Source organism: Vibrio sp. 10N.247.310.23, assembly GCF_041467155.1.
In the GTDB taxonomy this organism is placed as follows: Bacteria; Pseudomonadota; Gammaproteobacteria; order Enterobacterales; family Vibrionaceae; genus Vibrio; species Vibrio crassostreae_C.
Genome location: NZ_JBFSTZ010000011.1, coordinates 36,526 through 58,902, shown reverse-complemented (window position 1 = coordinate 58,902; position 22,377 = coordinate 36,526). Strand labels below are relative to the sequence as shown.

General features: G+C 45.1%; 20 protein-coding genes. 6 read left to right on the top strand and 14 right to left on the bottom strand.

Features of this window, described 5'->3' with window-relative positions:
• Nucleotides 1-56: 56 nt before the first annotated feature.
• A complete protein-coding gene (gene prmB, locus AB6D93_RS10525) occupies nucleotides 57-989 on the bottom strand; it encodes a 50S ribosomal protein L3 N(5)-glutamine methyltransferase (protein WP_017060640.1) in 933 nt (310 codons plus the stop codon).
• 62 nt (nucleotides 990-1,051) lie between these two features.
• Here prmB and smrB point away from each other — a divergent pair, with 62 nt between their 5' ends.
• Nucleotides 1,052-1,582: an endonuclease SmrB gene (smrB, locus tag AB6D93_RS10520; RefSeq protein WP_017064096.1), complete on the top strand. Its 531-nt coding sequence runs from the start codon at nucleotides 1,052-1,054 to the stop codon at nucleotides 1,580-1,582.
• Nucleotides 1,583-1,693: 111 nt separating this feature from the next.
• Here smrB and sixA read toward each other — a convergent pair whose 3' ends face one another.
• On the bottom strand, nucleotides 1,694-2,158 hold the full coding sequence (gene sixA / locus AB6D93_RS10515) for a phosphohistidine phosphatase SixA (protein WP_017064097.1): 465 nt from the start codon (nucleotides 2,156-2,158) through the stop codon (nucleotides 1,694-1,696).
• Between the two features lie 305 nt (nucleotides 2,159-2,463).
• On the opposite strand from sixA, the gene AB6D93_RS10510 reads away from it, so the two are divergent.
• Entirely contained in the window at nucleotides 2,464-5,241 is a 2,778-nt protein-coding gene (locus AB6D93_RS10510) for an insulinase family protein (RefSeq protein ID WP_102332824.1), read from the top strand.
• A gap of 303 nt (nucleotides 5,242-5,544) precedes the next feature.
• On the opposite strand, the gene fadJ is transcribed toward AB6D93_RS10510, so the two are convergent.
• Both fadJ and fadI read right to left on the bottom strand, forming a co-directional pair.
• Nucleotides 5,545-7,761 carry a fatty acid oxidation complex subunit alpha FadJ gene (gene fadJ / locus AB6D93_RS10505; protein ID WP_102332825.1) on the bottom strand — a complete coding sequence of 739 codons (2,217 nt, stop codon included), beginning with the start codon at nucleotides 7,759-7,761 and terminating at the stop codon, nucleotides 5,545-5,547.
• On the bottom strand, nucleotides 7,761-9,068 hold the full coding sequence (fadI, locus tag AB6D93_RS10500; RefSeq protein ID WP_017060645.1) for an acetyl-CoA C-acyltransferase FadI: 1,308 nt from the start codon (nucleotides 9,066-9,068) through the stop codon (nucleotides 7,761-7,763). The genes fadJ and fadI overlap by 1 nt, the downstream gene beginning before the upstream one ends.
• A gap of 552 nt (nucleotides 9,069-9,620) precedes the next feature.
• On the opposite strand from fadI, the gene AB6D93_RS10495 reads away from it, so the two are divergent.
• The 4 genes from AB6D93_RS10495 (at nucleotide 9,621) to AB6D93_RS10480 (ending at nucleotide 14,075) form a co-directional block, all read left to right on the top strand.
• On the top strand, nucleotides 9,621-10,169 hold the full coding sequence (locus AB6D93_RS10495) for a sigma-70 family RNA polymerase sigma factor (RefSeq protein ID WP_017060646.1): 549 nt from the start codon (nucleotides 9,621-9,623) through the stop codon (nucleotides 10,167-10,169).
• A complete protein-coding gene (locus AB6D93_RS10490; RefSeq protein WP_017060647.1) occupies nucleotides 10,162-10,890 on the top strand; it encodes a DUF3379 domain-containing protein in 729 nt (242 codons plus the stop codon). The genes AB6D93_RS10495 and AB6D93_RS10490 overlap by 8 nt, the downstream gene beginning before the upstream one ends.
• 297 nt (nucleotides 10,891-11,187) lie before the next feature.
• Nucleotides 11,188-12,456, top strand: a complete 1,269-nt coding sequence (locus tag AB6D93_RS10485; RefSeq protein ID WP_102332826.1) for an outer membrane protein transport protein — start codon at nucleotides 11,188-11,190, stop codon at nucleotides 12,454-12,456.
• Between the two features lie 296 nt (nucleotides 12,457-12,752).
• Entirely contained in the window at nucleotides 12,753-14,075 is a 1,323-nt protein-coding gene (locus tag AB6D93_RS10480) for an outer membrane protein transport protein (protein ID WP_102332827.1), read from the top strand.
• A gap of 94 nt (nucleotides 14,076-14,169) precedes the next feature.
• Here the strand turns inward: AB6D93_RS10480 and AB6D93_RS10475 are convergent, their stop codons facing one another.
• From AB6D93_RS10475 to ccmA, 10 genes are all read right to left on the bottom strand, one after another.
• Nucleotides 14,170-14,955, bottom strand: a complete 786-nt coding sequence (locus AB6D93_RS10475; RefSeq protein ID WP_102332828.1) for a VacJ family lipoprotein — start codon at nucleotides 14,953-14,955, stop codon at nucleotides 14,170-14,172.
• Nucleotides 14,956-15,079: 124 nt separating this feature from the next.
• Nucleotides 15,080-16,300: a c-type cytochrome biogenesis protein CcmI gene (gene ccmI, locus AB6D93_RS10470; RefSeq protein ID WP_017064103.1), complete on the bottom strand. Its 1,221-nt coding sequence runs from the start codon at nucleotides 16,298-16,300 to the stop codon at nucleotides 15,080-15,082.
• Nucleotides 16,300-16,791 carry a cytochrome c-type biogenesis protein gene (locus tag AB6D93_RS10465; RefSeq protein WP_065583667.1) on the bottom strand — a complete coding sequence of 164 codons (492 nt, stop codon included), beginning with the start codon at nucleotides 16,789-16,791 and terminating at the stop codon, nucleotides 16,300-16,302. Before AB6D93_RS10465 ends, ccmI begins: the two co-directional genes overlap by 1 nt.
• Nucleotides 16,788-17,339: a DsbE family thiol:disulfide interchange protein gene (locus tag AB6D93_RS10460; RefSeq protein ID WP_017060653.1), complete on the bottom strand. Its 552-nt coding sequence runs from the start codon at nucleotides 17,337-17,339 to the stop codon at nucleotides 16,788-16,790. Before AB6D93_RS10460 ends, AB6D93_RS10465 begins: the two co-directional genes overlap by 4 nt.
• 5 nt (nucleotides 17,340-17,344) lie before the next feature.
• Nucleotides 17,345-19,315, bottom strand: coding sequence for a heme lyase CcmF/NrfE family subunit (locus AB6D93_RS10455; protein ID WP_102332829.1), 1,971 nt, complete (start codon nucleotides 19,313-19,315; stop codon nucleotides 17,345-17,347).
• Entirely contained in the window at nucleotides 19,312-19,794 is a 483-nt protein-coding gene (ccmE, locus tag AB6D93_RS10450) for a cytochrome c maturation protein CcmE (RefSeq protein WP_017064106.1), read from the bottom strand. Before ccmE ends, AB6D93_RS10455 begins: the two co-directional genes overlap by 4 nt.
• Nucleotides 19,791-19,997, bottom strand: coding sequence for a heme exporter protein CcmD (gene ccmD, locus AB6D93_RS10445; protein ID WP_009848525.1), 207 nt, complete (start codon nucleotides 19,995-19,997; stop codon nucleotides 19,791-19,793). Before ccmD ends, ccmE begins: the two co-directional genes overlap by 4 nt.
• A 14-nt stretch (nucleotides 19,998-20,011) precedes the next feature.
• On the bottom strand, nucleotides 20,012-20,752 hold the full coding sequence (locus AB6D93_RS10440) for a heme ABC transporter permease (protein ID WP_102332830.1): 741 nt from the start codon (nucleotides 20,750-20,752) through the stop codon (nucleotides 20,012-20,014).
• Between the two features lie 148 nt (nucleotides 20,753-20,900).
• The gene (ccmB, locus tag AB6D93_RS10435) at nucleotides 20,901-21,569 is read right to left on the bottom strand and encodes a heme exporter protein CcmB (protein ID WP_017060658.1); all 669 of its coding nucleotides are present in this window, start codon (nucleotides 21,567-21,569) and stop codon (nucleotides 20,901-20,903) included.
• A gap of 1 nt (nucleotide 21,570) precedes the next feature.
• The gene (ccmA, locus tag AB6D93_RS10430) at nucleotides 21,571-22,188 is read right to left on the bottom strand and encodes a cytochrome c biogenesis heme-transporting ATPase CcmA (RefSeq protein WP_017060659.1); all 618 of its coding nucleotides are present in this window, start codon (nucleotides 22,186-22,188) and stop codon (nucleotides 21,571-21,573) included.
• Between the last annotated feature and the right edge of the window lie 189 nt (nucleotides 22,189-22,377).

Here is a 22,377-nt window from a genome sequence, read left to right as displayed (position 1 = left end):
TGTCAGGTTCTAAGCTTACAGCCCTAAGATAGGGGCACTAACCTAATAATTGAAACCTAGTCTTTGTAGATAGAGAACTCATCAGCGCAAGCAACAAGCTGCTCACGAGTGATCATGAATACGCCATGACCACCGTTAGAGAATTCAATCCAAGTGAATGGAATCTCTGGGTACTGATCCATCATATGAACCATTGAGTTACCAACTTCACAGATAAGAATACCGTCGTCAGTTAGGTAGTCTGGTGCATTAGCTAAGATGCGACGAACCAATTTCAGACCGTCTGTACCCGCTGCTAGGCCAAGTTCTGGCTCGTGAGTAAACTCATCTGGCAGGCTGTTCATATCTTCTTCGTCCACGTAAGGTGGGTTAGATACGATCAGGTTGTATTTCTCTTTTGGCAAATCACGGAAAAGATCTGAACGGATTGGGAACACTTGCTGCTCCATGCCGTGATCTTGAACGTTCTGCTCTGCAACTTGCAATGCGTCAGTAGAGATATCAATCGCATCTACTTCAGCGTCTGGGAATGCGTGAGCACAAGCAATAGCGATACAACCACTACCCGTACACATATCCATGATGCGAGTTGGCTCTTCAGTTAACCAAGGTTGGAATTGAGCTTCGATCAGCTCACCAATTGGAGAACGAGGCACAAGAACGCGCTCATCAACGAAGAACTCAAGACCACAGAACCAAGCTTTGTTGGTTAGGTAAGCCGTTGGTGTACGATCATTAATACGCTTGATTACGCGCTCAACAATACGTAGACGTTCGCTGCTCGTTAGACGAGAGTTCATCACATGCGAAGGAACATCAATCGGCAGATAAAGAGTAGGTAAGATAAGTTGTACTGCCTCATCCCACGCGTTATCAGTGCCGTGACCATAAAATAGGCCCGCTGCGTTAAAGCGGCTAACAGTCCAACGAATCACATCTTGAAGCGTGTGTAGTTCTGATACCGCTTCTTCTACAAAAATCTTATCCAAAATTGTCTCCGAAAAGCGCTACAATACTGCTAATTACGTTTCTAATTAGAATTCATAACCTGATGAGCAAAAAAGACACCGACTTCGATGACGATTTCGCCCTGTTCAACGATGCAGTAAAGGGCGTTAAAAAGTTGCAACAGGATACCATAGTCCAGCAGCCAAAAAGAAATGCCAAGCAAAAAGAAATTACTCGAACGGCAAGACAAGCCAGTGATAGCGAGTTTTATTTCTCGGATGAGTTCATTCCGCATCTTAGCGAAGACGGTCCGACGCGTTATGCGCGTGATGATGTCTCTAAATATGAGGTCAAGCGCCTCCGTCGTGGTGTCTACGTGCCTGACGTGTATCTCGATATGCATGGTATGACTCAACAAGAAGCCAAACGTGAGCTTGGCGCGATGATTGCGCACTGCGTGAAAGAGAGCGTGGCGTGTGCTTGCGTTCAACACGGTATCGGTAAACACATCCTTAAACAGAAGGTGCCTTTGTGGTTAGCACAGCACCCAGACGTGATGGCTTTCCACCAAGCGCCGTTAGAGTTTGGCGGCAATGGCGCGCTGTTAGTCTTGCTTTCGGTTCCTGAGAAGTAATTCTGGTTAACAAACTCTCTCTCACCAAAAAACAACAAAGGGCATCCCAATCATATTGAGATGCCCTTTCTAATTGTCTGCAACTTTGTCATCAAACAGAGCTCAACGAGCTTATGGATTGATGTTCCAAAGCAACTCACCTTTTTGTGTCTCAAGGTTGAAGTCGATACACGCTAGGCCCGAAGTGGGAAACATAGGCGGCGCCATGCCTGTTGCAAACTCTGCAGTTAGGTAGCCCACTAGAGGTAAATGAGAAACAAATAAAATGGTCTCTAGTTTTTCTACTTCAGCCATTGCTAAGGTCAAATCAAACACATCGTCGGACATTCCATAAGGCGTAATATCATCACAGGTTTCTACTTTCTTTCCAGAAAACGCCTGAGAGATCTCTAACCACGTTTCTTGTGCCCTTAAATATGGGCTCACCAGCACTTTATCGAATTGACTAATCCCCTGCTCATTTGCAGCTTGTGCCACGGCAAGAGAAGCCATTTTCCCGCGCTTGGTCAACGCTCTTTCTGCATCCGAGTTGGCAAAATGTTCTGCTTCACCGTGGCGCATAATGAATATTTTCATGTTCAATCCTGTCTTCGTAACATGTCGAAAGTCGATATATCCCATATATCAGCGAAACGCTACTTAGGTTTGGCTCTCAATCCAGAGAAACCGCAGTCAATATAAATAATTATATCAAGTCACTTGCCAAAGAGTTCGACTTTCTTAACAATCTTGTTAAAAGAAAATAAATTACTGATAAAAATCGATAAAAGTGATTTAGAAATCGCCAAAAAGCACTTCATATCCCAAAATATGATCACAAGGTTTGCACGCCGAATCATCGGGTACATAATTTAAAAACCACCTTCTCTGGAGATGCTCCTGTGCACTTAAGCCCAAATGATGAACATCAATACCGCTACATAACCTTAAATAACGGGTTACGTGTACTGTTAGTTCAGGATCAAAATGCTCAAAAAGCAGCAGCCGCATTAGCCGTCAATGTGGGGCATTTTGATGACCCTACAGACCGAGAGGGTTTAGCTCACTACTTAGAGCATATGCTATTTTTGGGAACTGAAAAGTATCCAAAGGTCGGAGAGTTCCAAAGTTTTATCAGCCAGCATGGCGGTAGCAACAACGCTTGGACAGGAACAGAGCACACCTGCTTCTTTTTTGATGTTGAATTGAATGCCTTTGAAACCGCACTCGATCGCTTCAGCCAATTTTTTACCGCTCCCCTTTTCAACGAAGAAGCGTTAGACAAAGAACGCCAAGCCGTTGACTCCGAATACAAGATGAAACTCAACGACGACTCACGACGCTTGTACCAAGTTACCAAAGAACTGGTGAATCACAATCACCCATTCTCGAAGTTTTCTGTCGGTAATATCGATACGTTGGGTGACAGAAACGGCGAGACGATTCGACAAGAGATCTTGGCTTTCCACCAGCAACAATACTCTGCTGACTTGATGACACTGACACTGTCTGGCAATCAGTCGTTAGATGAGATGCAAAGCTGGGTTGAGGATCGCTTTAGCTCAATCACCAATCACAACCTACAAGGCAAAAAGGTTGAAGTTCCGATTGTTGGCGAGTTGAGCACAGGCGTACAAGTGCGTGTTGAGCCAATTAAAGAAGTACGCAAACTGATCTTAACCTTCCCGATGCCAAGCATGGACGAACACTACGGCGTTAAGCCTTTGTCGTTCTTTGCCCACCTTTTAGGTTACGAAGGTGAAGGCAGTTTGATGATGCAACTCAAAGAGAAAGGCTGGATAACATCTCTCTCTGCAGGTGGTGGCGCGAGTGGCAGTAACTACCGTGATTTCACAGTCAGTTGCTCATTGACCATAGAAGGTTTAACCAAAACCGATAACATCATCCAAGCGATATTTCAGTACATCAAGTTAGTCGAACAACAAGGCATAGAAGAGTGGCGCTACCTAGAAAAACGCGCCGTTTTAGAGTCTGCTTTCCGCTTTCAAGAGCCAGCAAGACCGCTTGATGTCGTCAGCCACCTCGTCATCCACATGCAGCACTACCAAGAGCAAGATGTGGTGTATGGCGATTACAAAATGTCGCATTTCGATGACGAATTACAGCGTTCTTTGCTGCCTTACTTAACCGTAGACAACATGCGAGCGACCATTGTTGCTCAGGGATTCGAGTATGACAGGGAAGCGAAGTGGTACTTTACTCCCTACTCGGTCACACCTTTTAGCGCTGAACAAGTTCAATGCTTTACGTGCATTAACCCCGGTTGGCAGTTTGAACTCCCAAGCAAAAACCCGTTTATTTGCTACGATCTAGACCCGACTGAACTGGAAGGTGACGCTAAGTTCCCACAACTGTTAGAAGAGCTCGACGGCTTTAAGCTGTGGCACCTGCAAGACCATCAATTTCGAGTTCCTAAAGGTGTGGTGTATGTCGCTATCGATAGCCCGCACTCAGTTGCTAGCCCAAGAAATATCGTTAAAACACGCTTGTGCGTAGAGATGTTCTTAGACTCACTCGAAAAAGATACGTATCAGGCTGAAATCGCCGGAATGGGCTACAACATGTACACCCATCAGGGCGGTGTAACGCTCACTCTGTCCGGGTTTAGCGAGAAACAGCCACAACTGCTCAATATGATTCTTGAACGTTTCCAAGCACGCGACTTTAGTCCAACACGCTTCGAAACCATCAAGCATCAATTGCTCAGAAACTGGAACAACGCGTCGCAAGATCGCCCTATTTCGCAGTTGTTTAATGCAATGACTGGGATACTTCAACCAAATAACCCGCCTTATTCCGTGTTAATTGAAGCCCTAGAAACGATAGAGGTCGATGAGCTCTCCTCTTTTGTTCAAGCAATCTTGGCGGAACTTCATGTTGAGATGTTTGTGTATGGCGACTGGAAAAAAGCCGATGCACACAAGATGGCTGAAACGCTAAAAGATGCACTGCGTGTTCAAGATCAGGCTTACGAAGAATCACTGCGTCCGCTCATCATGCTCGGTGAAAACGGCAGCTTCCAACGTGAAGTGGTGTGTAACCAAGATGATTCAGCAATTGTGGTTTATTACCAATGCCCTGATATTTCACCTAAAAATATCGCGCTGTATTCATTGGCAAACCATTTGATGTCGGCCACTTTCTTCCATGAGATACGAACCAAGCAGCAGCTAGGTTACATGGTCGGTACTGGCAATATGCCGCTCAACCGACACCCTGGTATTGTGTTGTATGTGCAATCACCGAATGCCGCCCCTGCTGACTTGTTAGCTTCAATAGATGAGTTCCTCAATGCCTTTTACATGGTGCTGTTGGAGCTTAACGACTATCAATGGCACAGCAGTAAGCGCGGTCTCTGGAATCAGATTTCGGCACCAGATACGACTTTGCGAGGGCGAGCTCAGCGCTTATGGGTTGCGATAGGCAATAAGGATGTTGAGTTCAACCAGAGAGAGCGCGTATTGGAAGACCTTAAGGGGTTAACTCGCTCAGACATGATGCGTTTTGTGGTTAGCCAGCTAAAACCACGCACGGCAAATCGCCTGATTATGCATGCTCACGGTAATGCTCATAATGAGGAAGAGAAGCTGTCAGCAGGTGTTGAAATTGGCTCTATTGATGAGTTTCAGTTACGCCCGAAAGATACTGAGCTAGGCTGATAAAGCTGGAATGAAAATCATAAGGTTGATGTGAAAGCATCAACCTTTTTTATTGGATGCAGCCCAAAAGCAGATCTCCTATTACGCTCCTTCGTCGCTTTAGGAGATGACGGTAGTTTTGATTGACGTGTGTTTGACCACCTTTCTAATCAACGCAATAACTTACTTTTTATCTCTCAATCATCATTCCCGAGAAGGAGGAACGACTGAGTCGGGAATCTCATTCCTTTCACACTCGTTCATAAAACAGAAAAGCCCGCATCAATTGCTTGATACGGGCTTCTTAATCAATGAGTTAGAGAGTTACTTGTAGAAAGACTCACCCAATCCAGCACGTGTCAGTAGGCCATCACATGGCGCGAAACGATCACCGTACTTCTTAGCGAAATCGTTCATCATCTCAACCAGTGACTTAATGCCGATTTGATCCATATAACGGAACGGACCACCTAGGAATGGCGGGAAACCGATACCGAAAATCGCACCGATATCACCATCACGAGGGCTGCGGATAATGCCGTCGTCTAGACAACGAACCGCTTCGTTTAGCATAGGTAACACACAGCGCATCGCGATATCGTTATCGCTCAACTTAGGATCTGGTTGCAGCTTAAGCAGCTTGTAAACTGACTTATCCACTTCCTTCTTCTTGCCTTTGTAAGTGTAGAAACCTTTACCACTCTTGCGGCCTTTACGATTGTCATTCAAAAGAATATCGAACACATCAGGACCTTGGAAACGATCGCCAAGCTCATTCACTAAAATCGGAATGATCTTCGCACCGATATCAACACCCACCTCATCTAATAAAGTGATAGGACCAACCGGGAAACCGAAGTCCAATAACGTGCTGTCGAGCTTTTCAATCGGCTCGTTCGCTAGCAGTAAATGCGCTGCTTCGTTCATGTACGGAGCAAGAATACGGTTCACATAAAAACCAGCCGTGTCTTTCACAACAATCGGCGTTTTACCTTGCTTCTTCGCTAATGCAACAACCGTAGAAATCGTCTCTTCTGACGTAGTTTCATGAGGGATAACTTCTACTAGCGGCATTTTTTCGGCTGGGCTGAAGTAGTGAAGACCGACCACGTTTTCTGGTCGCTGCGCCTTCTCCGCAATCTTATGGATCGGCAATGAAGACGTATTCGTCGCGAAAATAGTCTCTGGCTTGGCATTGGCTTCGATGTCCGCAACCATTGACTGCTTAAGGTCGAGGTCTTCAAATACCGCTTCAATCACCACATCGGTGTGATTAAAGCTCGTAAAGTCGATACCACCAGACAGTTGAAGCATCTTACTTTCAAGGCCCGCTCGGCTCAGAATGCGACGCTTACGCTGCTTATCGAACAACTTGAAGTTGTAGTTAAGCGCGTTCAGTACACCTTCATTTGATACGTCTTTAATGCGTACAGGCACTTTCGCCTTAGCAACACTGACATGGCTGATGCCTGCGCCCATAAGACCACCGCCTAGCACACCAACACGCTTAACCGCTTTGGGTTCAGCGTCTGCGCCGTGTTCTTTTTTCATTTCCGTGGTTGCAAAGAAAATCGAACGAAGGGCTTTAGACTCTGAAGTCATAACCAGTTCTGAGAAACGCTTCGCTTCATACTGAAGACCTTTATCAAAGCCGTTCTCAAGGCCATAACGAATCACGTCTAAAATCGCATCCGCTGCTGGGTAATTGCCGCGTGTTTTCTGATTGGTCTTCTTAGAAGCTTGTTCAAAAATCACTTTACGACCAAGGCCGTTACGTGAAATCAGCTTTTCTTTGGTCGACGCTTGGCTTTTCGACGCAAGGCGCTTACCTTTTTTACTGCCCGTATTCTTTTCAACAAAGCTTTTAGCGACTTCAAGCAGGATAGTTTCAGGCACACAAGCATCGACAACACCGAGCGATTTCGCTTTCTTAGCGCGCAGTTGCTTACCCGTAAGGATTAGGTCAAGAGATGGCAGCAAACCAATAAGGCGAGGTAGACGCTGTGTACCGCCAGAGCCTGGTAACAGACCTAACTGTACTTCTGGCAGACCAACGCGAGTCTTATCTGAATCGGTACATACACGGTAATCACACGCCAGTGCAAGCTCTAAACCACCACCTAAACATGGGCCGTGAATCGCTGCGACTACTGGGTACGGTAGTTCAGAAAGCGTTTGGAACATCTCCTGCCCTTGGCGAGCCAGAGACTGTGCTTCGTCAGCCGTTTTACACGCATCAAGCATTCTTACATCAGCACCAGCGATAAAGTTATCTGGCTTAAGAGAATGAACGATTAGGCCCTTAACTCGGCTTTGCTTTTCTTTGAGTTGCTCGAAGATGGCTTTCATTTCTTCAGCAAAAGCCGCTTGCAGCGTGTTCATTTTCTCGTTTGGTACATCAATCGCTAACCAAGCAATATCTTGCTCATCGATATTGAGAGTAAATGCTGTCGCTTTCTTTTTGGTTGATTCAGTCGCAGAGGTTGAATCTGGTTGAGCGACTGTTTCTTTTTCTGTTGTTGCATCAAGAGTCGTAGACATTATTCTACCTCCAAGATCATTGCTGCACCTAAACCACCAGCCGCACACGCTGTGTTCAGTGCCAAGCCGCCACCGCGACGTTTCAGTTCACGTAATGTTTGAGTCATCATGCGTGCGCCAGTCGCTGCAAACGGATGTCCGTAAGCAATCGAGCTACCCAGCACGTTGAACTTCTCCATATCAATCTCACCGATCGCTTTATCGCGGCCAAGATTCTTCTGTGCAAACTCATCGCTTGCGAACATTTTCACGTTAGCCAAAACTTGGGCAGCGAATGCTTCGTGCATTTCGATCAGTGTTAGGTCTGACAACTCTAAACCGGTGTTCTTTAATACTTGTGAGGTCGCGTAAGTCGGGCCCATCAGCATATCTGTTTCAACACCAATCGCTGAGAACGCATAACCACGAATATAACCAAGCACTTCTAAGCCTAGTTCTTTCGCTTTACCTTCGCGCATCAACATCACTGCTGCACCGCCATCAGTCAGTGGCGTAGCATTGGCTGCCGTTACACTGCCGTACTTTCTATCAAAAGCAGGACGTAGCTTGGCGTATCCTTCAACCGTTGAGTCGTGGCGAATGTTGTTGTCTTCCGCTAGATACTTTTTGTAAGGTGCCGGGAATGCCGTCATCACTTCGTCTTTAATCTTGCCTTCTTTCCATGCCTGAGAAGCCAAAGAGTGAGAACGGTGAGCAAGTGCATCTTGAGCTTCGCGAGTAATACCATGCGTCTTAGCCATTTGCTCAGCCGTTTGTCCCATGGATAAACCGGTCGAGTATTCAGCAACTGCAGGTGGTACTGGCATCAAATCTTTTACGGAAAGTGTTTTAAGAATTTTCAGCTTTTGACCCATAGTTTTCGTTTTACTCAGCGCTAATAGATTTGCCGCTAACTTTTTCGAAACACCGATAGGCAATACAGAAGAAGAGTCCGCACCGCCCGCAATACCGATATCAATCGTGCCAGCCATAATGCTTTCGGTCACGTTAACTGCCGCTTGGAAGCTGGTCGCACATGCTCGTGTGACACTGTAGGCATCGGTATTGATGTTCATGCCTGTGCCCAACACGATTTCACGCGCAATGTTCGGCGCTTCTGGCATTTGCACTACTTGGCCGAACACAACTTGTTCGATAAGCGCAGGATCGACATCCGTTCTTGCAAGCATTTCGCTCACAACCATTTTGCCTAGGTCAACCGCAGGCACTTGGCTAAATTCTGTGCTCTGACGAGCAAATGGGGTTCGTAATCCAGCGACAACGGCAACACGTTCTCCAGAACGCGTTTTGACTTCCTGTTTGCCCATGGTTTCTCCTTAAAGTTAAGAGGTCTGACCTGAAGCATTGTAAAGAAGTTGTTAATTAAATCAAACGAGCGTTTAAATAAACGTGATACGAGTATCTCACTGTTTGAAAATATAACTGCGCATTCAGGCGAACCTTTTGGGGGGAAAGGTTGTCGTAAGAGACTAAACTATTGTAAGCAAAGACTGTTATCGCTGTGTAGGGAATGGTTTTCTTGAGGCAAAAAAAAACCACACAAAGCTGTGTGGTCGGAATGTATATAAAGCAATTAACTTAGCGCCAATTGAAATAATCAGTTTCCTGATTAGGAGAAAGTAAAGTCAGCCTTCAAAAGGAAGTGTCGTCTTGCTCAACATGCTAGCCACGAATGACTAACTAGACGACAAGGTGTACTATAACGGGTTCGAGGCCTTAGATTTTGAAGTAGATCAATTTTAATGTGATTTTACGATTTCCTGCCGATCGTTAGCTCTAAAAATATAAAAACGAAGCACAACGTATAGAGGACAGCTATACGCAGAGCAATTATGGAGGCTCGTGTGTCAATAATAAAAATGTTTGGAAAGAAAACAGCCAAGCGTCCGGTCAACTCTGATATGGACAAACAAAGAAAATACGAAGCACTTGTGCGCGCCTATCATCGTGACCTCTTTCGCTACGCCTATTGGTTATGCAAAGACAAAAGCATTGCCGAAGACTTAGTTCAAGAAACTTGCCTTCGTGCATGGAAGTCACTCGATAGCCTTCAAGATGAAAAAGCCGCCAAATCTTGGCTGATTACCATCTTGAGACGCGAGAACGCTCGACGTTTTGAACGCAAACAGTTTGATCTGGTTGATATCGACGATCACGGTAACGATGCTAGTGTCAGTGATGACCCGCACCATCAGCATCAGTGGTTGCAAGCCCAGATCATGAAACTTGAAATTGATTACCGTGAACCTCTCTTCTTGCAAGTGATTGGTGGTTTTAGTGGTGATGAGATTGCCGATATTCTCGATCTCAACAAAAACACGGTGATGACACGTTTATTCAGAGCTCGAAATCAGTTGAAAGAGCTGTTGGATACAGAAGAGGCAGAGAGGGGGCAACATAATGGATGATTTGGAATTTCGTCGTCGTGTATTGTCGGAACCTAAACAACGTACACAAGATATTGTTGATGCGACCGCGAATAGCGAAGCCAATAGTAACTTCTTAGACGATGTACTAGCGCTTGATAAACAGATCCACTCTGCGATGAATGTGGATGTGCCAGACGATCTTGCTGATCGTATTCTGTTCAATCAGACCTCAAGCGAAGAAAGCAAAGTAGTAAGGCCAACGTTTGCGAGACGAGCAATGGCAATGGCCGCCTCAGTAGCATTCGTTGCAGGTTTATTAGTTGGCCAAGTGAATTGGGGAAATGCATTCGTTTCACCTGCGCAAGCTAGTTTAGTTGATACAGCGATGAAGCATGTTGTTGATGAGAAGAGCTTTGTTAGTAGCATCGATGAACAGGTTACATCGCAGCAGATCAACGCAAAAATGAACCCATTTGCTTTTCAGTTTGATGACGCTTTCCCTTACCATGTTTATTACCTAAACCACTGTGGCTTTGGTAAATCCAACGCAGTACATATGGTCTTCCAAGGCGCAAAAGGCAAAGTAACACTGTTTTTAACCGGTATTCCAACAGACAAACCTATCGATTTTGATGAAAAAGGCATGTCCGGCTCGGTAACACCCGTAGATGGCAGCAGCTTAATCCTTGTGGGTGAAAATGGTGAGGATGTTTCCAAAATCGCCGAAAAGCTGACAAAAATGATCAAACCAATGAGCTAATTCGCTCTTAAAGCCCCGTCACAAAAGGCCCAGCAATTATATTACTGATATTGCTGGGCTTTATTTATAAATAAACCACAAAACCATTCACACCACCAATACATCTAGAGTTAAAACTCTAAAAAACAGCATTTCACACCATTTTCGTGCCAGATAGGCGTCATTTCCATAATTTTCCACTCAAAATTCTCAATGGTCGGATTTGTATATCGTATACTTGCGAATAGGATCAGCCACCATTGAGCAATTGCTCAAATTAATCGCCCTGTAGAGGCGGATATATAAAGGAATAAATGAATGACTACCAACAACACGCGTCTGTTTAAAAAGTCTCTTTTAGCAGTAACAATTACACTGGCGTCTTCGCAAGCGATGGCAGCAGGTTTCCAACTTAACGCACAATCAGCTACCGGTATCGGCCGTGCTTTCGCTGGTGATGCAGTAATCGCAGATAACGCGTCAGTAATGGCACGTAACCCTGCGGCAATGGCACTGTTTGACAAAACTGAACTATCTCTTGGTTTTGAAAGCATCACTTCTATGATTGAAGTTAAAGACGCTAGCTACAATCCAGGTGGAGTTTCTTCTCCTTTGTCTTCAAATGCAAACTACGATGATGCTGGTGATACTTCTATCGCTCCAAACATCCACCTTATTGTTCCTGTTAATGACAAGTTTGCATGGGGTATCAACGCTTACTCTAACTTCGGCACTAAAACTGAGTTCTCTTCAGATTACGCTGGTAACGAGTATGGCGGTCTAACAGATGTACAAAGTGTTAACTTTGGCCTTGCTGGTTCATACCGTCTGAACGAACAATGGAGCTTTGGTGCTGGCCTTGACCTAATTTACGGAAAAGGCGAGCTTCAGCGACCAAACCCTCTGGGCATGCAAGGCGATGCTTTAAATGTCGATGCAGATGGTTGGGCTCTAGGCTTTAACTTAGGTACCGTATTTGAGCTAGATAAGAACAACCGTTTCGGTCTAGCTTATCATTACTCTCCGAAGCTAGAAGCTGAAGGCGATATCTCTTACTTAGGTACTGAGTACAAAGACGACACGTTGTACATGCCTTTACCAGATCTTCTTGAGTTCTCTGGTTACCACCGCATTGAAGATACAAAATTTGCAGTACACTACTCTGTTCAATGGATCGGCTGGAGCTCTTTTGACAAGCTAGAAGCTAAAGATGCTGGCGTATTGAATGACTACGAATGGCAAAACGGTATGCACTATGCCATCGGTGGTACATACTACCTAAACCAAACTTGGACATTACGTGCGGGTTACATGTACGACACAAGCGCACAGGATGAGCTAACTTCAATTTCAGTTCCAGACTCAGATCGTCAATGGTTCTCTGCAGGCTTCACATATCACCTAGACGAAAAGTCGAACATCGACTTTGGTTTCACTTACCTAATGGGTGATGATGTTGACGTAGAAGAGAAGACTGAAAACCCATTCTTTGGTGCACCAGGTCAACCACAATACCTTTCATCAATTACTGGTACGACACATGCTGATGCAATCCTACTGGGTCTGCAGTACAGCCGTAGCTTCTAATATAAGCTAATAAGTAATCTCCAAAGGGCCGCATAATGCGACCCTTTTTTATTGCCTAAACCACTGACCTACATCAATTTAAGCTTACAACTGTAGCCTGCAAGGTCAATATATGACTACAAGTGTACGCTCAAACTTCGCAACACAGCAGAAACATTTAGATTATTTCTCTAATAATTAAACACATTTACTCATTAAATCCCTAAAACACTGTTTTATTCGAATTTCATTTTTAAAGTAATGACTCTAAACGTAGAATCACGCCACTAAATACTTATGATTCAGCGAACATAATAATGAAAATGAATAAGACTCTTCTATCTGCTGCAGTGGCAGTTGGACTACTTTCGACTTCTACCGTCACTCACGCGGCAGGTTTTCAACTAGCAGAATACTCGGCAACAGGCCTAGGCCGCGCATACGCTGGTGAAGCAGCAATGGCAGACGGTGCAGATGCTCAATGGCGTAACCCTGCAATGCTGACTTACCTAGAAGGTACACAAGTTTCTGTTGGTGGTATTTACGTTAACCCTAACATTGATGTTAAAGGTGAAGTAAACCACGCTCACCCAGCGTTAGGTACAAGCCAAGCATCTTCAAACGATTTCGCAGATGACGCTATTATCCCGAATCTTTACATTTCTCACCGTTACAACGAAAAGTTTGCTATCGGTTTTGCATTTGGCACGAATTACGGAATGGAAACGAATTTAGGTGACGACTTCAACGCATCTCATTTCGGTAACGAAGCAAGCGTAATCACTAAAGAAGCTAACTTAAACTTCGCTTATCAAGTTGTTGAGCAAGTAAGCATTGGTGGCGGTATCCGTTACGTTATGGGTGAAGGCAGCTTCGGTGCAACAGCACCAGCGAAAAATGCAATTGGTCTAGATTCAAACCAAATGCCGATCTCAGCTCCAGAAGGCACTACACTGAAATATATGGAAGGTGAAGACACCGCTTGGGGTTGGCAAGTAGGTACAGCGTGGCAGATCAACGAAGACCACCGTATCGGTTTTGCCTACAAGTCTGAGGTTGAGCTGAAGTTAGAAGGTCACGCAGAAGGCATCGGCTTTGGCATGACACCTGGTCAACGTGACAATGGACATATGATGTTAGCACTTCCTGCAACAGCAGAGCTTGCAAGTTTCCATCAACTCACTAAAGCACTTGCAATCCATGCTAGTTTTAATTGGACTGACTGGAGTTCTTTCGAAAAATTGCAAGCTGAGCTACATACATATGGTAGCCATACAGTTAAGGTTGAGAATTGGGAAGATAACTATCGCTTTGCTGTAGGCGCAACTTACCAAATTGACCCTAAACTGGCACTACGTACAGGTGTGGCTTACGATACTTCTGCAGTTAGCGATAAAAACCGTACTATCACTATTCCAGAAACTGACCGCACATGGTTAAGTGTTGGTGCTGGTTACCAATGGTCTGAACAGCTTTCATTGGATGCTGGCTTTACTTACATCATTGCTAAAGATGCTCCCATCACAGAATCTCGCGGTTACGCATCTGACGATGCAGCCGAAGCTGTTGGCGGCCAATTTATTGGTACAACAACGGGTAATGTTTGGCTAGTTGGTGTACAAGCTAACTACCGCTTCTAATCTGTTTTACTTAATCTAAAGTAACAAGCATTAAAAAGGCTCGATGTTGTATCAACATCGAGCCTTTCTTTTGTCGATTTTCTAAAACGTATTTCTAGTAATCTTCTAGATAACCATCAATGAAGTCTTCTTCTTCGAGATCAAACTCTTCAGGTTCAATTTCGGCTTTAAAGTCACGACGTTGAATGTAGACCTCACGAGTCAAAGCATATGGATCTGGCGAGTCGTCCAATAGTGATTCTTGTGACACTAACTGAGCGCGAGTCTCCATGCCTTCGAATGCCCACTTTCCTAAGCTAGCCCAGAAGTTCAAGAAAGACAGAGGCACATACATACCATCAACGGTTTCAGTTACTTCACGCGTTGTTATTGGGCCATAACCCGGCACCATGAAGTAGGGACCATTCCCTACCCCGTAATGACCAATCGCATCAGAGAACGACTTATCATCGTATTTGGTGATCCCCGCTTCGCTGGCAATATCGATTAAGCCTAACAAACCAATCGTTGAGTTAATCCAAAAACGATTGAAATGGTCGAGTGCTTTTTCACCATTGCCCATAATAAGGTTATTCACCATGCTTGATGGTTCGTCTAAGTTGGCTAGAAAATTGGATATACCAGAACGTACTGGCACAGGGGTGTAGTCAACATAAGCGAGGGAAACAGGGCGAACTAAATAAGGATCTAGATATTCGTAGTTGATATCCCACATCGCTCGGTTGAAGCCTTCAAAAGGATCATTCGGGTGGGACTCTTCGACGTATTCAGAGGTTTCGAGGTTATCATCGTCAACACTTTCGTCCGGCGCACTTGAACACCCAACCGTTAAGCTTGCGATAAAAAGTAAACTCGAGAGTCTTAAAACACTGACAGACATATCACCTTTTCCATAAGGAATCCAAATAATAAAAAAGGCCAGCAATCGCTGGCCTCAATTGTTTGGCTAAGTCTATACCGTTTATCTGCAAATCGGAATAGCTAACACCTATGCAAAGTGGTGATTAATATTGCTTATTGATATCAATGGTAACTGGAGCACCCAGTTCAACCACTTCACTTTCACCGTACCAATCGCCTTCGCGAGTTGAAACGTTGCCGTCTGTATCAAGCCTAGCTCTAACCATCAGAGTTTCAAGGCTAGACAGCTCTTGTCCTTCCAGCATGCTGTTGCCGTCATCTAGAACAACAGTACGAGGGAAAGTCCCTAGTGGGTAACGAGCGGCTGCGATAGGCATTGGAGAACCATCTGCTCTGTGTACTGAAACAATTAACACTGAGTTAGGGTCAGCATTCACGTCTGCAGATAGATCGAGCGTTACAGCAACAGTCTTACCTTGGTCGACACCCATATTGTCGCCCATTTTCTTCTGAGCACTTTCAATACTGCGCGAAAGCATTTCATAGCGACTGTCTTGTGGACCAATCATCTGCTGCATGATGCTCCAGTACTTCACCGCACCTGGGTAGTCTTGACGCTCAAACGCATCAAACGCAAGCAGTGAGAACACACGAAGGTCAACGTAATCGTTTTGAATCAAACGGCTCAAAATCAAACGAGCTTGGTTTTGATCAGCTTCATCAGGAGAAAGCATCAGTGCTTGTGCGAAACCTAACTGAACATCTTCATTCTTAGGTTCAAGCTTGTAAGCTCGTTCCATAGAATCTTTTGCTGTTTCAGCGTCGCGGTTAGCCAGTGCAATACGACCGAGTAGCAACCAACCTGTTGAATCTTTTGGTTGGTAATGCAGACGAGTACGAAGCGCTAGAGTCAAATCTTCCAACTCATCATCCGTTAGTGCACCACCTTCCGATGACATTAGCTTTTTAGACAATTCAGGAAGGTTCGAGCTCACTTCTTGCCAGTGTTGAACTTTGTCCAACGCACCGAACTTAAAGTACATACCATAAGTCACAACGACGACAAGGATGATCGACGGTACAACCACACCAAGCGTAGAGATTTGAGTCTTCTTCATCTCTTCTTGTGCAGGAACATCATCAAGCAGAGACTGTTTCAAATCATCGATCAGTTCTTGTTGGTTATCAACAAGACCTTCCTCTGCTTCTACTTCTAACTCGACAAGACGGTCTTTATAGAACGCTTTATTCAACTCGTCGCGAAGCATCTCGTCATTGTTTGCCTTCTTGTTAATGAAAGGCAGAACAATTAAGAAAATTGCCGCTAGCGAAAGGATAATGGTAGAAATCCAAAATAGAGTCATTACTTCTTATCTCCGTCGTTCTCTTCATCGAGTAACGCTTTTAAGCGAGCTTCTTTGTCTGCATCCCAGTCTTTATCTGACTCTACTGCTGCTTTTGATTTTGACTTTCTGCTTCGTAAAATAATCAAACCAAATCCAAACACAACAACCGCAAACGGACCAATCCAAAGGATCGATGTAGCTAAGGTCAGTGGCGGGTTGTACGTTACAAAGTTACCGTAACGAGCAATCATGTAATCAATAATTTCTTGCTCAGACTTGCCGTCTTTTGTCATCTCGTACACTTTTTGGCGTAAGTCGACCGCTAGCTCAGCATTCGAATCACCAATCGTGTTGTTCTGACATTTAGGGCAACGTAGCGTATTACTCAACTCTTTGAACTGCTGTTCTTGATCTACGGTATCAAATTCATGGAACTCGATAGGCGCAGCAGAAACAGTCGCTGAAATTGCGAACGTAGCGAATAGAGTAATCAGTGCCTTTCTAATCATTTCGATTCCTCCAACAACTCTTGATACATCGGCTCAAGCGTCGATGCCCAGTTGGTTGGGTTCACGTCACCAACATGGCGGTAGCGAACTACGCCGTTAGCATCGATTAGGAAAGTTTCAGGCGCGCCATACACGCCAAGGTCAAGACCTAGCATGCCATTACCATCAAACAGGCTAATTAGGTACGGGTTACCCAACTCTTTTAGCCAACCAACCGCTTTGTTGCGATCATCTTTGTAGTTAAGACCAATGATCTTAACGCCTTGATCCGCAAGCTTGTTCAGGTAAGAGTGCTCTGCATAACAAGTAGGACACCAAGTCGCCCACACGTTAAGAAGCAGTGGCTCGCCTTTAAAGATCGCTTGATCATGAAACTTACCTGGTTGTTCTAAGTCTTCTAGACCAAACTCAGGAACAGGCTTACCAATCAATACGGATTCTAGCTTAGTTGGGTCATCGCCCGACTGGTTGCGCATTAATTGCGTTGCAAAGATTCCAGCTAGAACCATGAACGCAATCAATGGAATGAATAAAATCTTCTTGTTCATTCGAATTAAGCCTCCTGCTCTTCAGCCGACTTTTTGATTGGCTTACGGAAACGGTAACGACGGTCACTGATAGCAATAGCGCCACCAATCGACATAATCAAAGAACCTGCCCAGATCCAACGTACAAATGGTTTGTAGTAGATACGTACAGCCCAAGATTTGTTGTCGTCTAAACGTTCACCCATTGCAATGTAAAGGTCGCGCGTTACGCCACGGTCAATCGCTGCTTCTGTCATCATAGACTTAGCTGTGGTGTAGAAACGTTTTTCAGCGTGAAGCGTGTTGATGTATTTGCCTTCTTTAGTAATTTCAAAGTCAGCAATGTAACCATCGTAGTTAGGACCATCTTTGTCACGAACCCCTGTAAACAGGAAGCTGTATTCTTCAAGCTGGTAGCTTTCACCTGGCGCCAGACGTACATCACGTTCGATGCTGTAGTTTTGCACCATCGCGATACCAATCACTGTCACGGCTAAACCTATGTGACCACACATCATTGCCCAGTGGCTACGAGGTAGCTTAGTTAGACCTTTCAAGAATGTATGACGGTGAGTCGCACGCTCATGCAGCTCAAAGCCGTGCATGAAGATGATCCAGAACGCCATTACCCAACCAGCAAACGCAGTACCACTGAAGCGGTCAGCCAGTAGAGCAACCATTAGCGCACTCAAGCCAAGTGAGAGTGCACCTGAAATCAGCATTGGTTTAACAAGCTTAGACAGGTTGTCACGTTTCCATCGGATCAGAGGACCGATACCAAGCAGGAACGAGAACGGGATCATTAACCAAAAGAACAACATGTCAAAGAATGGTGCACCGATAGATACCGAGCCCAAGCCTAACTGTTTGTGAACTAATGGCAGTAGCGTACCGACTAATACAACGACAAGCGCTGCAATCAATAAGATGTTGTTACCAAGCAGTGCGTTTTCACGAGAAACCAAATCGAAGTTACCGCGAACACGAACCGATGCGCCTTTAACCGCGAACAACAGCAGTGAACCACCAATAACAAAGACTAGGAAACCTAGAATAAACATACCACGAGCAGGATCCGACGCGAATGCGTGAACAGATACCAAGATGCCCGAACGAACTAAGAATGTACCTAATAAGCTTAGCGAGAATGCAGAGATAGCCAGCAATACTGTCCAAGCTTTAAATGTGCCACGCTTTTCAGTTACCGCTAGTGAGTGCATTAGAGCAGTACCAGCCAACCAAGGCATGAATGAAGCGTTTTCTACTGGATCCCAGAACCACCAGCCACCCCAGCCAAGTTCGTAGTAAGCCCACCATGAACCTAGTGCGATACCTACCGTTAGGAATAACCAAGCTGCGATTGTCCAAGGACGCGACCAACGAGCCCATGCCGTATCAAGACGACCACTCATTAGAGAAGCGATGGCGAAAGAGAACGCAACAGAGAAACCTACATAACCCATGTAAAGCATTGGCGGGTGAATAATCAAACCCGGGTCTTGCAGTAGTGGGTTCAAGTCGCGGCCATCTACAGGGAAGAAAGGCAATGTACGTAGGAACGGGTTAGACGTTACGATAATGAACAGCAAGAAGCCGACAGTAATCAAACCCATGATAGCCAGTACGCGAGCCACAGACTCTTGAGGCATACCACGGCTAAACGTCGCTACTGCAACTGTCCAACCCGCTTGGATAAGAACCCAAAGCAGTAATGAACCTTCGTGAGCGCCCCAAACCGCCGTAATTCGGTAGTACCAAGGCAGTTGGCTATTCGAGTTACTTGCTACGTATTGAATCGTAAAATCATTGGTGTAGAACGCGTAACACAAGATAAAGAACGAAATCGCTAAGAATCCGAACATACCCCACGACAACGGTCGTGCGCTGTTCATCAATAATGTGTTATTTCGAGCGGCTCCATACAATGGGAGCACGCTTAGCAGCAATGCAAGTCCCAAGGACAGGATCATCGCAAAATGGCCGATCTCGGCTATCATTGAGCATTTCCTTCTTTTTGTTCAGTCGTGTATTGCAAAGGCTCATGGGTTTTCTTCATTGCTTCCGCAACTTCAGAAGGCATGTACTCTTCATCGTGCTTTGCCAACACCTCAAACGCTTCGATTGTCGTTGCATTTTTAAGCACACCCTGAGCAACAATACCTTGGCCTTCACGGAAAAGATCAGGAAGGATGCCATCGTATAGAATCGTTACTTTAGGGCCTACATCTTGCAAATCAAAGCTTACACGTAGTGATTCATTGTCACGGCTTACAGAGCCGACTACGACCATGCCACCAATACGTAGGCGTTGACCAACTTCAGGTTTTTTACCATCTTTGCCGTTGACCAGCTCAGTTGGTGTGTAGAACAGATCCATGTTCTGGTTAAGTGCGTAAACCATCAATCCAACAGTCGCACTGATACCAAAAAAGATCGCTAAGACAATGCCCAGCCTCTTTTTACGTCTTGGGTTCATAGAGTGTTCTCCATATTTTTTGCTGCATCGATACGAGCCTGACGATCAATCTTAGCTTGTACTTCATTTAGTAATTGCTTACCACGACGAACGCTTACGACCAGTAAAATGATCATCGCGAGAAATGTGATTCCAAATGCACTCCATACATATGAGGCGTAGCCCCCCATGGCAAAGAAATCACTCAAAGATTCAAAATACATAATTACCTACCCTACTACGCTTTTTCGGCCGCAAGCTTGCGAACCCATGGACGGTGACTCTCTTTACTGATGATTTCGTTACGGAAACGAACCATAGTCACAGCACCAAAGAAAAAGGCGAAGCCGAAGATGTTAAGAAGAAGCGGCCATAGCATGTCACTTGAGATCGAAGGTTTTGCGAACTTAGTAATGGTCGCGCCTTGATGAAGTGTATTCCACCACTCTACAGAGAAGTGAATGATAGGGAGGTTGATGACACCAACGATAGCCAAAATGCCTGCCGCTTTCGCTGCTGTTTTTTGGTCGTCAAAAGCGTGGTGTAGTGCGATCACACCCAAGTATAGGAATAGAAGAATCAGCTCTGAGGTTAAACGCGCATCCCAAACCCACCAAGCACCCCACATTGGTTTACCCCAAACTGCGCCAGTTAGTAACGCAATGAAGGTAAACACAGCGCCAATCGGTGCCATCGCCAGTGCGGCCATGTCTGATAGCCTTACCTGCCATACCAAACCGATAAAGGCAGCAATCGCCATCGACATGTAGACGCCCATCGACCAGATTGCAGACGGAACATGGATGTAGATGATACGGAAGCTATCGCCTTGTTGGTAATCAGAAGGCGCAAATGCAAGCCCCCACACGGTACCGACGGATAGACACAATAGCGCTAGGATCGAAAACCATGGCAAAAGTTTACCAGCAAGCTGATAAGAGGTTTCTGCTTTGGCATAGGGATGGAGCCATTTCCACATGTTGTAATCTCACTCTTACTTCATATTGCTTACAGCTATTAAAGCTATAATTATAATAATTTTATTTGTCTTGCTTTCAGTTTTATTGACTCTATGAGTCCAATCGACACATTTGGTTCACATTGGCTATACGATAACGGAACCCCAATCAGTTCACACTTACTCTAAGTGCGGCACTGATCGCAAAAGGCGTCATAGTCATCGCACCCATTAACATTGCCCCAAGCACCGCCAATTGACCGTTGTATGCAACGCCCAAAGCCGCAGCGTCAATTGCTGACGTCGCGAAGATTAAAATGGGGATGTAAAGCGGCAAGATTAACAGGCTTAACAGGACTCCGCCCTTCTGTAACCCAACGGTTAACGCAACACCAATCGCACCAATAAAACTCAATGCGGGTGTTCCTACCAGCAAGGTCAACACAACTGAGAGCCATGTATCAAAATCTAAAGACAACAAAACAGCCAATAATGGGCTGATTAAAATCAATGGTAACCCGGTCAACAACCAGTGTGCTATGACTTTGGACAATACTACCAACTGCAACGGGATTGGCATCAGCATCATCTGTTCAAGGGCGCCATCTTGAAAATCATCACGGAAAAGACGCTCTAAAGAGAGCAATGCAGAGAGCAAAGCGGCCACCCAAACAATACCCGCAGCAATACGCGCAAGTAGGTTTGGCTCTGGGCCAATACTCAAAGGGAAAAGCGTGATAACAATGATGAAGAACCACAAAGGGTTAAAGATATCCGCTTGACGTCGAAACGCGATAAGCAGTTCGCGTCGGATAATCGTGGTCATTGAAGAGATCATATTACTCACCCAACTTTATTTTTCTTAGTTTCGGGCTATCAGCAAACATATCTTGGTGTGTGGTTAACAACACAATGCCACCGTTGTCTGCATGCTGAGAAAAAAGAGATTCGAGAACTTTCACGCCCTGCTTATCAATGGCAGTCAGCGGCTCATCAAGAATCCACAACATTTGCTTGCTCAACCAAAGGCGAGCCAACGCAACTCGGCGTTGTTGGCCTGCTGAAAGTTGCCCCGCAGGTACGTCTTCTCTGCCCGCAAGCCCGACTTGAGCCAGCGCGTGATAAAGCTCTTCTTTGCTGGTACCGCCACTGTGAATCGACTGATAAAAGCTCAGATTCTCATAAGCACTAAGCTCGCGCTTTACGCCTGTTTGGTGACCAAGAAAAAGTAAATTTTGATGATAAACATCTCGACTCGATTCAATAGACTCACCGTCCCAAGAGATAGTGCCGTCATCGCGATCGCCTAAGCCAGTAATAATCCTAAGGAGTGTCGTTTTCCCGGTACCGTTACGACCTTCAACTTGAACCAGCTCACCTGGTTTCAATTGAAAAGACAACGATTCAAACAGAATCCTGTCGTCACGAATAGCAGTTAAATTTGAGACTTCTAGCATAGGTAAATTTAGTCGAGTAATGAGAGCGCTATAGTAGCACACCAACATGGTGACAAAACAGGACTAGGCGTTTTCGATAGAACAAAGTCGGTAAGAAACTGTTACCACCTCATCACAATTTACACATTTTCATCAACAAACAAGATATTGTCGTAGATACAAGCACTTATAAACATCGTTCTATATAGA